This window comes from Lacinutrix sp., from assembly GCF_023299985.1.
GTDB lineage: Bacteria > Bacteroidota > Bacteroidia > Flavobacteriales > Flavobacteriaceae > Lacinutrix.
Genome location: NZ_JALZVX010000141.1, coordinates 1 through 13,529, shown reverse-complemented (window position 1 = coordinate 13,529; position 13,529 = coordinate 1). Strand labels below are relative to the sequence as shown.

General features: G+C 28.9%; 15 protein-coding genes and 1 pseudogene. 5 read left to right on the top strand and 11 right to left on the bottom strand.

Going from position 1 to position 13,529, the window contains the following annotated elements; genetic code table 11:
- On the bottom strand, positions 1-947 hold a 947-nt coding region (locus tag Q0C58_RS07650; RefSeq protein WP_290699583.1), incomplete at its 3' end, for a tetratricopeptide repeat protein.
- A gap of 162 nt (positions 948-1,109) precedes the next feature.
- Here Q0C58_RS07650 and Q0C58_RS07645 point away from each other — a divergent pair.
- From Q0C58_RS07645 to Q0C58_RS07635, 3 genes are read left to right on the top strand one after another with little or no spacing between them, the layout of a single operon-like run.
- Complete coding sequence (locus tag Q0C58_RS07645; RefSeq protein ID WP_290699580.1) at positions 1,110-1,835, top strand: glycosyltransferase; 726 nt, start codon at positions 1,110-1,112, stop codon at positions 1,833-1,835.
- A 2-nt stretch (positions 1,836-1,837) separates the two neighbouring features.
- Positions 1,838-3,187, top strand: a complete 1,350-nt coding sequence (locus Q0C58_RS07640) for a hypothetical protein (RefSeq protein ID WP_290699577.1) — start codon at positions 1,838-1,840, stop codon at positions 3,185-3,187.
- A 6-nt stretch (positions 3,188-3,193) separates the two neighbouring features.
- The gene (locus Q0C58_RS07635; RefSeq protein WP_290699574.1) at positions 3,194-3,877 is read left to right on the top strand and encodes an ATP-binding cassette domain-containing protein; all 684 of its coding nucleotides are present in this window, start codon (positions 3,194-3,196) and stop codon (positions 3,875-3,877) included.
- Here Q0C58_RS07635 and Q0C58_RS07630 read toward each other — a convergent pair.
- Genes Q0C58_RS07630 through Q0C58_RS07620 form a run of 3 tightly spaced genes read right to left on the bottom strand, consistent with a single transcriptional unit; the run spans position 3,874 to position 6,080 of the window.
- Positions 3,874-4,818, bottom strand: coding sequence for a hypothetical protein (locus Q0C58_RS07630; RefSeq protein WP_290699571.1), 945 nt, complete (start codon positions 4,816-4,818; stop codon positions 3,874-3,876). The genes Q0C58_RS07635 and Q0C58_RS07630 overlap by 4 nt on opposite strands.
- Entirely contained in the window at positions 4,811-5,257 is a 447-nt protein-coding gene (locus Q0C58_RS07625) for a hypothetical protein (protein WP_290699570.1), read from the bottom strand. Before Q0C58_RS07625 ends, Q0C58_RS07630 begins: the two co-directional genes overlap by 8 nt.
- 1 nt (position 5,258) lies before the next feature.
- Positions 5,259-6,080 carry a 2OG-Fe(II) oxygenase gene (locus tag Q0C58_RS07620; RefSeq protein WP_290699567.1) on the bottom strand — a complete coding sequence of 274 codons (822 nt, stop codon included), beginning with the start codon at positions 6,078-6,080 and terminating at the stop codon, positions 5,259-5,261.
- A 125-nt stretch (positions 6,081-6,205) separates the two neighbouring features.
- Here Q0C58_RS07620 and Q0C58_RS07615 point away from each other — a divergent pair, with 125 nt between their 5' ends.
- Positions 6,206-7,096, top strand: a complete 891-nt coding sequence (locus Q0C58_RS07615) for a glycosyltransferase family 2 protein (RefSeq protein ID WP_290699564.1) — start codon at positions 6,206-6,208, stop codon at positions 7,094-7,096.
- Here the strand turns inward: Q0C58_RS07615 and Q0C58_RS07610 are convergent.
- Together Q0C58_RS07610 and Q0C58_RS07605 are read right to left on the bottom strand one after the other, a co-directional pair.
- The gene (locus Q0C58_RS07610) at positions 7,086-7,502 is read right to left on the bottom strand and encodes an FdtA/QdtA family cupin domain-containing protein (protein WP_290699562.1); all 417 of its coding nucleotides are present in this window, start codon (positions 7,500-7,502) and stop codon (positions 7,086-7,088) included. The genes Q0C58_RS07615 and Q0C58_RS07610 overlap by 11 nt on opposite strands.
- Positions 7,503-7,504: 2 nt before the next feature.
- Complete coding sequence (locus Q0C58_RS07605) at positions 7,505-8,344, bottom strand: glycosyltransferase family A protein (protein WP_290699559.1); 840 nt, start codon at positions 8,342-8,344, stop codon at positions 7,505-7,507.
- Positions 8,345-8,379: 35 nt separating this feature from the next.
- Between Q0C58_RS07605 and Q0C58_RS07600 the strand changes: the two genes are divergently transcribed.
- Positions 8,380-9,519 (top strand): glycosyltransferase, encoded by a 1,140-nt coding sequence (locus tag Q0C58_RS07600; RefSeq protein WP_290699555.1) that lies wholly within the window; start codon positions 8,380-8,382, stop codon positions 9,517-9,519.
- On the opposite strand, the gene Q0C58_RS07595 is transcribed toward Q0C58_RS07600, so the two are convergent.
- The 5 genes and pseudogenes from Q0C58_RS07595 to Q0C58_RS07575 form a co-directional block, all read right to left on the bottom strand.
- Complete coding sequence (locus Q0C58_RS07595; protein WP_290699552.1) at positions 9,516-10,805, bottom strand: O-antigen translocase; 1,290 nt, start codon at positions 10,803-10,805, stop codon at positions 9,516-9,518. The two genes, Q0C58_RS07600 and Q0C58_RS07595, sit on opposite strands and share 4 nt — an antisense overlap.
- Positions 10,795-11,895, bottom strand: a complete 1,101-nt coding sequence (locus Q0C58_RS07590) for a DegT/DnrJ/EryC1/StrS family aminotransferase (protein ID WP_290699550.1) — start codon at positions 11,893-11,895, stop codon at positions 10,795-10,797. The genes Q0C58_RS07595 and Q0C58_RS07590 overlap by 11 nt, the downstream gene beginning before the upstream one ends.
- On the bottom strand, positions 11,892-12,764 hold the full coding sequence (locus tag Q0C58_RS07585) for a GNAT family N-acetyltransferase (protein WP_290699548.1): 873 nt from the start codon (positions 12,762-12,764) through the stop codon (positions 11,892-11,894). The genes Q0C58_RS07590 and Q0C58_RS07585 overlap by 4 nt, the downstream gene beginning before the upstream one ends.
- A 207-nt stretch (positions 12,765-12,971) precedes the next feature.
- Entirely contained in the window at positions 12,972-13,223 is a 252-nt protein-coding gene (locus Q0C58_RS07580; RefSeq protein ID WP_290699546.1) for a uroporphyrinogen decarboxylase, read from the bottom strand.
- Between the two features lie 123 nt (positions 13,224-13,346).
- Positions 13,347-13,529, bottom strand: a pseudogene (locus Q0C58_RS07575) (translational GTPase TypA); the annotation flags it as partial.

Here is a 13,529-nt window from a genome sequence, read left to right as displayed (position 1 = left end):
TTTTGTGCTACACTATTGTCTCCATCAATAATTTTATTAAATTCTGAAATGGCTTTGTTATAATCTTTTTGTTTGTAATAAGCGTAACCTAATTGGTAGTAGTCTGTATTATTCCATTTCCCTTTTTTGCCTTTATACTTTGTTAAATGTGTAATAGCAAGATCGTACTGTTTTAAGTTAAAGTAACTTTCACCAACTATTTTATTAAGCTCAGACACTTCATTTTCTTCTGTAGTTTTTTCTAATTGTGCTTTAGCTAGTGTTATTGCTTTATCAAACTTACCTAGTTTAAAGTTTAAATCTGCTTGGTAATAACTTAGCTTCTCTTTGTATTTTTCCTCATCACCAACCTGTTCAAAATACTCGTTAGCTTTATCGTAATCATCACCTTCATAAGCCATATAGCCAATATAATATTTAGCTTGAGAACCATATTTTTGAGAAGTCTCAACTCTATTTAAATACTTTTTAGCTTCTTTAAAATTCTTAGATAAAAAAGCAGTGTAACCTCTATTGAAATTAAACTTTTCGCGTTCGTTTTGAGATAGCGAGTTTTCATCTACTTTACTGTACCATTTTTCTGAATAAGCAAATTTTTCATTTTCAAAATAATAATCTGCTACATCTACATACGCAGTATTTCTTTTGGTACTTGTTGGGTAATCTTCCACAAAAACTTCGATTAAAGTATCTGCATTTTTCTGGTTTAAACGCACTGCACAATTAGCAATATAATAAGCGCAGTCCGACATTATTGCTTCACCTTTAGCTGTTTTTTTAATCGCTTTAAAAGCTGCTTGAGCTGCTAAATATTGTTGGTTATTATATAACGATAATGCTTTTTGGTAATCTACAAAGTTGTTAGTGTAAGTTGCAGATTGCTGTGCAAAGGCTATTAAAGAAAAACTTATCGCGATTAAGAGAGATAAAATATGTTTTTTAATCATTGACTAGTTGTTTTAAATTCAAAAATCAAATATAAATTAATCCTAATATGTTAACGTTAGAAACTTATTATAATTATGAACCGACTTATTAAAAATTGAAGCAATACCTTTTGTGCTTAAACTAATAAATGATACTTTTACCAAGCTAATTGACCTTTTTTTATGACAGATTCTTGTATTATTATTCCTTGTTACAATGAAGCGAATAGGCTTAATATTCTAGCCTATAAAACGTTTCAGGAACAAAATAACACTTTTGATTTGTTATTTGTAAACGATGGAAGTACAGACAAAACCTTATCTGTTTTAAATAATTTAATAAGTGAATTACCCAATACTTCTATTTTAAATTTAGAGAAAAACAGTGGTAAAGCTGAAGCAATAAGACTAGCTGTGTTACAATTAAGTGAAAATTACAAATATGCTGGTTATCTTGATGCAGATTTATCGACGTCACTTTCTGAAATTTCTAGATTATTGTCTGTTGCTAAAACTGAAAACAAAACCTTTGTTTTAGGCTCTAGAGTTAAGGTTTTGGGAGCCTCTATAAAACGAAAATTTTACAGACACTTTTTTGGAAGATTAGTAGCAACATTTATAGATGCCTTTATTTTAAAACTAGAAATTTACGATACGCAATGTGGTGCGAAAATTATAGATAAAACACTAGCAAACGCTATTTTTAAAGACTCTTTTAAAACAAAATGGTTATTTGATGTGGAGTTGCTAGCGCGAACAAAAAACCTAAACGGCAAAGACTATTGCAAAACTAATATTTTAGAGGTTCCTTTAAATCGATGGCATGACACAGAAGATACTAGAATTTCGTTTTTAGACTTTTTAAAAACACCATTTGCTTTATTTAAACTTTACAGTCATTACAAATAATTATGCTTAGTAAACTTTATACATTTATTAATAAATACGCATTAGTATTAATATTAAGTATTGCTGTTTTAGCTCGTGTAATTATTGCGCTTACTTATGGTGCCATAACCATTTCTCCTGATAGCGAAGATTACATTGCGTTGGGTAAATTATTAACAACGTTTAATCTTGAAAACTATCCAGGAAATAGAACACCAGGTTACTCTTTTTTAATAGCATTAGCCAACAATAGCTTAGTTATTACTGTTATATTTCAACTCTTTATAGGTTTACTAAGCACTTACTTGTTATTCGATTTTTCTCTTCGGAAAACCAAAAATAAAATTACAGCCTTCTGGGTTACATTTATTACCACTTCCTTTATGCAATTCTTGTTTTTTGAATTTGCTATTTTAACTGAAACACTAACTGTTTTTCTAGTGCTTTTTAGTTTTTGGATTATAGAACGTTATCAATTATTTTCTGCAAAAACACCAAAAAAATATTACCTCTTACTTTCTATAGTTTTAAGTTGGCTATACCTTACAAAACCTTTGTTTATTTACTTTAGCCTTGGATTTGCACTATTCTTTTTTGTAAAACAATTTAAGTTTAATAAAAAAGACGCACTTATTAAAAGTGTAATTGTTATTCTTATTCCGTTTCTATCGTATTTTACTTGGAATAATTTTAACAAACAAAATATTGGATACTTTACAAACACCTATTATTTTGGAATTAACCTCTCTCAAACAGCTACTTCTTTTTTTGAAAAAGCACCAGATGAAGATGCTTTAATACGAGATATATTTGTTAGAAAAAGAGATTCTATTATAAGAGAGAAAAACGATAAAGCTTACCCAATGACTATTTGGTATGCTCACGATGAATTGCTTAAAAAAACACAATTAAGCCCTCAAGATCTATCTGCAGAACTTGGCAGAATTTCTAAAAACTTGTTTAAAGAACATCCAGATTTATATGCAAAACAAGTATTTAAATCTGCTTGCTTATTTTTTGGATATAAAGATAGTATGAAATGGAATGCTGAAAAATTTAGCAATAAATACTTTCGTTATGGCTTTAACTATTTTTGGGCTTACTTTCAAAAACATGTATTGGTTCTACTAAATATTTTATTCCTACTCTTTTCTGTAAGAATACTATTTTTATTTTTTAAATCTAAATGCAGCCTTTTTAATATGAATTTATTTATAGTTTGTATTGTATTGTCTGGCGCTTTAGCTCAAGCTCTTGTTGCTTTTGGGTCTAATAGTCGTTTTGCATTTCCGTTTTTACCATTAATTGTTTATTTTGTTGTTATTAATGTTTTAGATTTGAAGTCTAAATATTTAAGTGAAAAAAAATCATAAAATCTTATGTCTCAAACTGTTCTAGAATTTAAAGACGCTTCTATCTTTCAAGGTGACAGCCTTGTATTATCTAACGTTAATGTAGAAATAAACAAAGGAGATTTTGTTTATTTAATAGGGAAAACAGGTTCTGGAAAAAGTAGTTTTATGAAAACTTTATACGCAGACATACCATTAAAGAAAGGAGAAGGTAGTATTGTAGATTTCAACTTGAATACACTAAAAGAAAAAGACATTCCGTTTTTAAGACGTAAACTAGGTGTTGTTTTTCAAGATTTTAAATTACTAACAGATAGAACAGTTAATGCAAATCTTGAATTTGTTTTAAAAGCTACTGGCTGGAAAGACAAAGTGAAAATGGCAACACAAATAGAAACCGTTTTAGATAAAGTAGGTATGAAAACTACTGGTTTTAAATTCCCTCACGAACTTTCTGGAGGAGAACAACAGCGTATTGCTATTGCACGCGCTTTACTTAACGATCCTGAACTTATTCTTGCAGATGAGCCAACTGGAAATCTGGATCCTCAAACTAGTATTGAAGTTATGGAGGTATTACAAGAAATCAACAAAAACGGTAATACTATTTTAATGGCAACTCATGACTATGCTTTACTTTTAAAATACCCAAGCAAAACTTTAAAATGTGATGAAAATCAGGTGTTTGAAGTTGTACAACGTCGCGCTTAATTTCTGATTTTATTTTTTAACCAATAGATTTGACTTACCACAGGAAAAGAAAGTAGTGTTGTTTTAAAACTCGTTTGTTTCGCAAAAGGAGACATCACTAAAAGTAAACAAACCGTATAAAAAATAGCAAAAGAACTTACACCTACAATAAGCTCTATACCAATGTGTAAACTAAGTATTAAAACACCCCAAACTTTGTGCATGTTCGCTTTAAAAAACACCAACAAAGCAAATAGCTCTATACCTACTGCAACTAAATAAAACAAATAGCCCAAAGTGTAATGTTCTAAAAATAAAGTGCCAATTGCTGTTGGCTCTGCAACTTCAAATTGATAAATAAGTGTGTTTCTTAATGACAGTGGAGAAAACAAGCTTACTTCTTTTGTAAAGAACTCTATTACTCCCCAAAACAGTTTCCAAAAGCCCGTTAAAGAATAAGTCATTAACAGAAAGAATTGAGCTGTAGCAAACATTACTATGCTTTTAATTTTATAATCACTTGTTTTATTCGAAGGAATAAGTGCGAAAAAGAAAGCGACCATTAAGGATAAATGTAAACCGTGACTTATTTTCCCGAAAGAATTATTTAAAGCGCCATTAAGAAAGAAAAAGATAAAAAATAACACTCTAAGTAAACGATTATCTGGAATAAAAAAGATAAGAAAAAGAATAATTATTGTTGATGCTAGAAACACAAAAGATAATATAGAAGCATTAAACCCTTTAAAAACTAGCATTAACCAGGTTGGTTCTATAATTTGAATATTTTGATAAACTGTAACATTTGTTAACTCAATAAAAATAATTACTGCAAAAAACAAATACGAAAAGCGCATAATGTTTTTAATATTAGCGTAAGCTAAATCTAAATCTCCAGAAAAAATACCGTTTTTTCCAAAGGCATATTTCCAAAAAAAATGGGTTTTAAGATCGTTAATCATAAATAGTTATTTTACCATTTTTATAGTCCAATTGCTTTTCAATAATTGGTACATTATACTTCTCCTTACTTAAATCGAATCGTTTTTTAAACATTGCGTATTCGCTTCCTTCAGTAAAAAAACTATTAAAAAACAGGTTATTAAAGCTTTTATTCTTGTCTAAATCTTCATTAATTTTAAGATATTCATTATAGATATCAGACGCGCTTAATTGATGTATTTCTCTTAAATCTTTTAATTTTTTAGGCTTACTTAATAACGAATCTCCCAATTTATAAACCATAACGTAAGACACTTCTAATTTATCGTTAGATTTTGAATATAAAGACCATCTAAAAAAAGGATACCATTCTTTTTTATCACTAAAAAAACGTCCAGCAAATGCTAATGTTAAATAAACAATAGACCAAATTATTATAAAGTTTTTATAAAATTTCATTCTAATTATTAGTTTTCTTATAAACGTGTGGGTTTTTACGAACGCCTTTTTTAAACAGCTTTCTAACTAACATTCTTAAACTAGCATCGCAATCTAAAAGTAAATTAGTAAACGTTTGGTTTGGTCTGCCTCTAAATTTGGTAACATGAAACTTATCTGTTTCACGCAAGGCATTATCGCTAAAGTAGTAATTAGAAATACAACAACGAGAACCCTCTATTGTTACTTTATTAACAGAATGCCAAGATTTAGAATGTGTAGCCATTACAATTAACCTATTAAACTTACTCTCAATTATTACTGACTCCTTTTTTGGTCCATTTGGCCAAAGCTCAAGATGTCCACCATTTTCTTTTTGCCAATGAGGTGTAACATAATATAATAAATTTAAAACACGCCAACGTTCGCGTTCTGCATCATGAGAATTATCTAAATGCGGATTTAAAAAATTATCTTTCGCCATTAAAGATAAACCTCCTGCGTATAAAGAATCGTCTGGATACAATGACGAAATATTACAGATCTCACCAATAAGCTCGACTATTTTTTTATTTTGAAAAGCATAAATAACAGCCTCTAAAAGCTCGTGATGCTTATCCATTTGTGCACTAACATACTTATACTCTTTTATAGATTTAAGCATTTTCATCTCCTCTGGGTTTGGGAAGACTTTTGCGCATTCTAAAGCTAACGCTTCTGGCAAAACAGTATCTAGAAAAAAGTAACCAATAGCCTTCTCGCTTTTACTAAACTGCTCTTTTAGAGATTGTTTATTAGTAAAAATATGATTGTATATAATTTTTGAAATTGCTTGTTTATCCAAAAGAAAGTATAAAATTTAAACTACTGCAATTTACAGTTTTATATATAATTATTTAGTAAAAAATTAAAAAGACAATTTCTTATTTCTTCCTATTAAAAAACTGTATTTTTAAGCACTTATAAATTATGATTTCAGTTTTAATTCCAACATATAATTATGATGTTTCTCAATTAATTGCAGCTGTACATTCGCAATTAGTAGAGAACACAATTCCTTTTGAAATTATTATTCTAGAGGATGGCAGCACGACTAAAATAAACGCAAATAGCACATTAAGCAACACATCTATTATTATAAATAATGATAATATTGGTCGTGTAAAAGCGAGACAAGAACTTGCTGCAAAAGCAAAATACAATTGGCTTTTGTTTTTAGATGCAGATGTAATGCCAAAGTCTAAGCAATTTATTTTCAACTACATTAACGCTATACAACTTAATTACGATGGCGTTTTTGGAGGTTTTGCGTATTACAAATCTAAGCCAGAACAGTCTTATCGCTTACGTTGGGAATACGGAAAAACTAAAGAACAAATTCCTGCAGCTATTAGAAACAAATCACCTTATAAAGTCATTATTTCTGCTAACTATTTAATTAAAAGTAGCGTTTTTAAGGAAATCAATTCTAAAATTAAAGACAACAAAGGCTATGGTTTCGATAATTATTATGGCGCACTACTTCAGGATAATAAAGTAAAAATGTTTCATATAGATAATGAAGTGTATCATCTTGGTATTGAAAAAAGCGAAGTCTATTTAAAGAAGAAAGAACAAGCTGCATTAACATTACTTTACTTTTACAAAACTGAAGGTTTTACCAACCATAGTAACGATTTGCTAAAACTGTTTTCAAAATTAAAACACTTTAAATTAACTTGGGTTTTGAGTTTTTTCTTCACATCTCTTAAAAAAAGTATGCAAAAAAACTTGTTAGGCAACGCACCTTCTGTTCGCATATTACAATTGTATAGAATAAGTTATATGTGCTATGCTTACAAAAATGGTATTATTGCTTAGATTTTAAAAACGCAGTATAATCTCTTATATAATCTGTTTCATCATAAACTTCAGAAGCTAAAACCAAACAAACTGCTCCAGACGAAAAATTCTCAAGCGCTCTCCATATTCCATCTACTATTAACAAACCCTTATCTGGTTTATTAAGCGTTACCGTTTTAGTGCTTTCTCCATCTTTTATTACCACATCAAAACTACCACTTAAAGCAACTAGCAACTCATGGCAAGCAATGTGAGAGTGTCCTCCTCTACTAGCATCACTTGGGACATCAAACAAATAATAAACACGTTCTACTTTATAAGGCAAAACGTTATTTTCAATTACGCATAAATTACCTCTTCTTTGTTTATCTATAATCTTTGGAATGTTTATTATCGTAACGTTATCTATCGTGGTTTTTTTCATTTTTATCGTGTTTCTTGTCCTTCTTTTATCAGTTTTTTGTAGGCTAAAATACCTTGCAAACCTAATTTAAGTTTAGTAAAAAACTCTTGTCTTTTAATATAATTTAGATTAAAAATTACGACAAGATATTTGAATAGTCTTAAATAGCCAAAAATTCCAGAGTACTTATAAAACAAAGCAGATTTAGCAAAAACAATTCGGTTGCTGCCTAAAGCTTTCCCTGAACTATTAATAGCGTGAGACAATATATATTCAGATTGAAACCAAAGCTTTAAATTTGCTTTTAAACAGTCTCTAAGAAAAATATACTCATCTGCTGTTTCAAAAGTAGCTCCTAAGCCAAAGTGTGTATTAAAAGTGATTTTTTTAGTCTTAATACTATTCAGTCTAAAAGCAATAACTACAGAATTTACTAACTGTACCGATTTTTCATCATGCCATTTACTTACTGTATAATTTTTAAAATCTTTCCCTTGAAGGTCTTTCATTTTAAATGTAATAACATCGGCTTCAGTATTAGCTGTAAAACTTTTAGTAATGTTGTTTTCAAAATTAGCATTATAAATAACGTCATCGTCTGCAATTAAGCAAAGTGGTCCTACTGCATTTTCTAAAGCTAAATTTCTACTATTCGTTAATCCTTTTGTGAAAGAATTTATTACACGTATGTTAGCAAATTGAGACGTTAATAAACAGTCTTCTGTGGTTTGATTTATTATGAGTAAATTATGGTTTTGGTAGCTACCATTTGGGAAAAGTTTATCCAAAAAATCTAAAGAATTTCTGTGCATTGTAGACAGCAGAATTTCTAATTTTAAATTAGTTTTGGTAACCTTACTCATTAAATTATCTTTGAAAACAAATGTATAAAATATAAATGAAGATTCTATTAGTTGGAGAATATAGTAGATTACACAGTTCTTTAAAGGAAGGCTTGGTTGCACTTGGTCACCAAGTAACGATTGTGAGCTCTGGCGATGGTATGAAAAAATTTAAAACCGATATTAATTTTAACTCCAAAATTAAAGCTTCATTTGTATTAAATAAACTGAATAATTTATGCATTCGGTTTTTGAATACAGACTTTATAAAAATTGAAAATGCTTATCGCTTTAAAAAAATAATACCACAATTAAAAGACTTCGATGTAGTACAACTTATTAATGAAGATGCCCTTTTTATTGAACCTAAAACACAAATAAAATTACTACAACAGCTTATTATTACTAACAAAAAACTATGTGTTTTGTGTTGTGGAGACGATTTCACTTCTGTTAGTTATTACCTAAACAAAAACTTAAAATATTCTATTTTAACGCCTTACTTAAACAATAAAGCATTAAAAAACAGATTCCAGTTTTCTTTAAAATACGTTACAAAGCCTTATAAAAGATTACACGAGTTTGTTAAAAAAAACAGCTTTGGAACCATAGCTACAGATATGGATTACCATTTACCAATGCAAGCGCAACCTCAGTATTTAGGTTTTATTCCAAACCCAATTAACACTAATAAAATTGACTTTACAGAACTTAAAATAGACTCTAAAATAAATATTTTTTTAGGTATAAATACACGTTCTAAAATAAAAAAAGGGATTACTTTTTTTGAAGAAGCTTTAGCTACTATTAAAGACATGTATCCTGAAAAAGTAGAGATACAAATAACCGAAAATTTACCATATACCCAATACATACAGGTTTATAATAAAGCACATATTTTACTAGATCAAGTTTATGCCTACGATCAAGGCTACAACGCCTTAGAAGCTATGGCAAAAGGAAAAGTGGTGTTTACAGGTGCCGAACAAGAATGGTTAGAACATTATAGTTTAGAAAAAGATACTGTAGCTATTAATGCCTTGCCAGATGTTGATTATTTAGTACAAAAGTTAGAATGGTTAATTTTAAATCCAGATAAGATTATTGAGATTTCTAAAAATGCAAGACAGTTTATTGAGATTGAACATGATTATGTTACTTCAGCTAAAAAATATATTAAGGCTTGGTCTCATTAACTTTTTTTATTCTTAAAAGAATACAAAATAATAATTAACACCATAAAAAAGTAAATTATATATCTATAGAAATGAGCCATAGTAATACCTTCTGTACCATATTCGTTTACAAAAAACATAGATAATCCATAAAATAAAGCAAGAGAAATAATTTCTGTGACAACAAAACTAATCAGCATTTTTTTAGCTAAAAACTGATGCGCTACTACTAAAGAAGCCAATTTAACAAAATCGCCTAATAACTGCCATTTAAATAATGGCTCCATATATTTAAAATCGGGATAGATAATATCTACAATTATATTTCTAAATAAATAAACGAGTATCATACCTATACCAAAAAGTGGCATTATTGTTTTGTAAATATGTAAAACCTCTTTTTTAAATTCGCCTCTATTATGAATTCTAGCAAATTTTGGAATAACATAAAGTGTAAATAACCCTGAAGAAAACACCATATAGTTTTTAGAAAGAAAAAGCATTGCTGTCCAGTTCCCAGCTTCATCTTCACTAATTCTATTAGAGATTTGTGTTCTTAGATCAATCTCTATAAAATTCACAAGTACAGTTGAAACCAAAGACATTATCATGAAAATTAATAAAGCTCTTGTATAAGGACTATTTAATTTTAGACTATTAATTTTAATGTGTTTTCTTAATGTTTTTCCAAAGACAAAAACAATAACTAATAATTGTAAAACTGGAGTTATTGCAATAGCTATTAAAACACCCTCTAAATTGAATTTCAATAAAAAAGAAACTAATAAAACACTAGATAATAGATAAGAAACTATTTCAATTTTTGCATACTTTTTATATGCAGAAAGACCGTTTAACACACCACTAAAAACTCTGTTTATGGCAATAGCAGGAACAATAATTGATAATAATTTAATAATAAAAACAAAATCGCTATCACCAAATAAATAGACAGCAATTTCATTTGAAAAAAGCAGTAAAAGTATAGTAGTCAAGCAGACTCCTACGCTAATAAATATAAAAGTAGTTGAAAACATTTTCTTTAAAAATGTCTCGTCTTCTTTTAATTCTGAAGTGTATTTTACTACACCATTAAAAACACCAAGAGAAGAGGTGCTTGTTAATATTCCTAATAAATTTCTAATTTGTCCAACTTTAGCTAAACCAGAAGCTCCAATGGTTTCTGCTAATAAATTTTGAATAAAAACAGATACAATTAGCCTAATACCTATAACTATAGAGTTTAGAGATAGTATCTTTAGTAAAGTGTGTTTTCTAAATGAAGCTATTAGATTTTTAATACTCATTTATAACAGTTATTACTTTCAGAACTTCTTCTGGAGTCAAAATTGGATTTATTGGTAAACTCACACAGTTTTTATGAATGCCTTCTGTAATTGGCAATTGTAATTCTGAAAAATCCTTCAAAGCCTTTTGTTTATGTGGAGGCTTTGGGTAATGGATGGACGACTGAATGTCTTTTTCTAACAAATACGCCATAAATTCTTTTCGGTTAACAACCAAAACCACAAACAGATGAAAATTATGATTTTTAGATCCATCATAAAACGGAAGGATTACTTTATCATTTTTAATTTCTGCTAAATACTGCTTTGCTATAGTTCTTCTTCTTTCATTATCAGCATCTAAATGTTGCAATTTAATATTTAAAATTCGAGCTTGAAGTTCATCTATTCTATTGTTTACACCAATTCTTACGTTTTCATACTTTTTAGCCGAACCGTAATTTCTTAATTCTTTAATTATTTTAGCCAATTCTGCATCATTGGTAGTTACTGCTCCAGCTTCTCCCAAAGCACCTAAGTTTTTACTTGGATAAAAACTAAAAGCAGCAGCATCACTAACACTTCCTGCACGCTTACCATCTCCATTTTCTGCTCCATGCGCTTGCGCAGCATCTTCAATTAATAATAAATTGTAGTCTTTAGCTAGTTTTAAAACAGCTTCACTATCTGCCAATTGTCCATATAAATGAACCGTTAAAATAGCTTTAGTTTTATTTGAAATTTGTTTTTTTATTGTAGAAGCCTCCCAATTAAAGGTATTTACATTTGGCTCAACAAAAACAGGTTTTAAACCAGCTTCAATTATTGAAAGTACTGAAGCTATATATGTATTAGCAGGCACTAAAACTTCATCTCCTTTCTTCAACTTCCCTAATTGAATGTATGCTTTAAATATTAATATTAAAGCGTCTAATCCATTACTAACACCAACACAGCACTTTGTTCCACAATAGTTAGCATAATTAGTTTCAAAACCATTTGTGCCTTCACCAAGAACATAATATCCTGAATCTAAAAATTGTTGAAACTCTTCTTTAAATTGAGTTTCAAATCGTGCATTAATTTTATGTAGATCTAGAAACTTTATCATAACATAACGGTGTTAAGTTTAGAAAACTTAATGGTCTCAAAAGTATAAAAATCCTGAATAATAGTACGTGCTCCAAAACCTTCTTTCCAGTATTGTAAACCTTCGTTTACATTTTGTCCTTTGTTTTCGTTTGAGATTCCAAAATCGAAGTGCGTTTTATTTTTAAAAACGGTGTTTAGTAAATGTATATGTAAAAAATCTAAACTCCCTAAAGTATTTTTATCTTTATTACCAGAAATGTATTGAGAATGTGCTACATTTTTAGTTTCAAAAATTGTAGTTCCTGCTACAATCTCTTCATTTTTATAAACGTTAAATTGTCTAATGTTTTTTGGAAACTTCTTCTTTAATATTGTAATCTCTTCTAAACTATGCACAGGATCTGCTTCATGTTTATCTGCTAGATTAGGAATTAAAATCTTGTCCCAAAATTCGGTAAAACCTTCTACCTCTTTAATTGTTAAGTTGTTTTTCTTTCCACGTTTAGAGCCTTCTACTCTATCTTTAGAATAGCTAACGCTATTACTTAAATTAACAACCGAAAGCGCATCTCTTCTTACTAATTTTGCCTCTAGCAAGAAAGACAAGTATAATAATTCTTCGTTTGGAATTCTAGAATATATGGATGGCATACATTTTAAATGCAATACCTTAACATGTTTACTATTTAAGAATTTTAAAACAGATTGAAAAACCAACAAAACACTTTTAAACTTAAGTTTTTCGTTAAACACTAATCCACCATAAGTTAAACCTTGATGCGAGTGTAATTGATTGTTAAAAATATTTGCAGGCATGATTGCAACAAGTTTTTCATCTTTAAAAACCATTAGCGAAAAATCCTCAAAGCTATAGCTGTGGTATTCCATAAACTCACGCTGAAAAAGAAAGGTACCATTTTTAGCCTTGGAAACAAAGTCATTCCAAAGTTGAAGTTTTTCAGTTGTATATTTTTGAACAGTGTAAATAGTAAAAGCTGCGGTTTAGGTTAATAATAGCAAAATACAATAATTTTAATTTTTTAAACAAAAAGAGCGACTAAATAGTCGCTCTTGCTATAATATTAAAATAAAAACTTACACTTCTACTTTAGCTTTATTTATAAATGAGAAATAAAAATTTACACAAAAAATGGCAGCATTAGCAATAATTATTGGCAGTCCAATTCTTAATGTTGGCATTAAAAAACCATAAATTATAAATAGAATACAGCCTGTCATGTTTACTAAACGTAATTTTTTTACATCTTTCATTGTAAAAGATAATAACACCATAAAAGAGGCTAAATAGCCAATGTATTCTGTTCCTGTAATTCCTAATAACTCCATATTTACTTTATTTACATTATAGCACACTAAGCTTCGACTGCGCTCAACCAGAAAATCTATTTCACAAAAAAGAGAAACACTTTTCAGTATTTCTCTTTTTAAAATTATAAATTAAAATTGTTATTAAGCAATTTTATTTCTCTTTCTATCTGCTTCTTTTAACCAAATCTTACGTAAACGTAAGTGGTTAGGTGTTACCTCTACATACTCATCTTTTTGTATGTATTCTAAAGCTTCTTCTAAACTAAATTTAATTGCTGGTACAATTTTAGCTTTATCATCTGCTCCAGACGAACGTACATTACT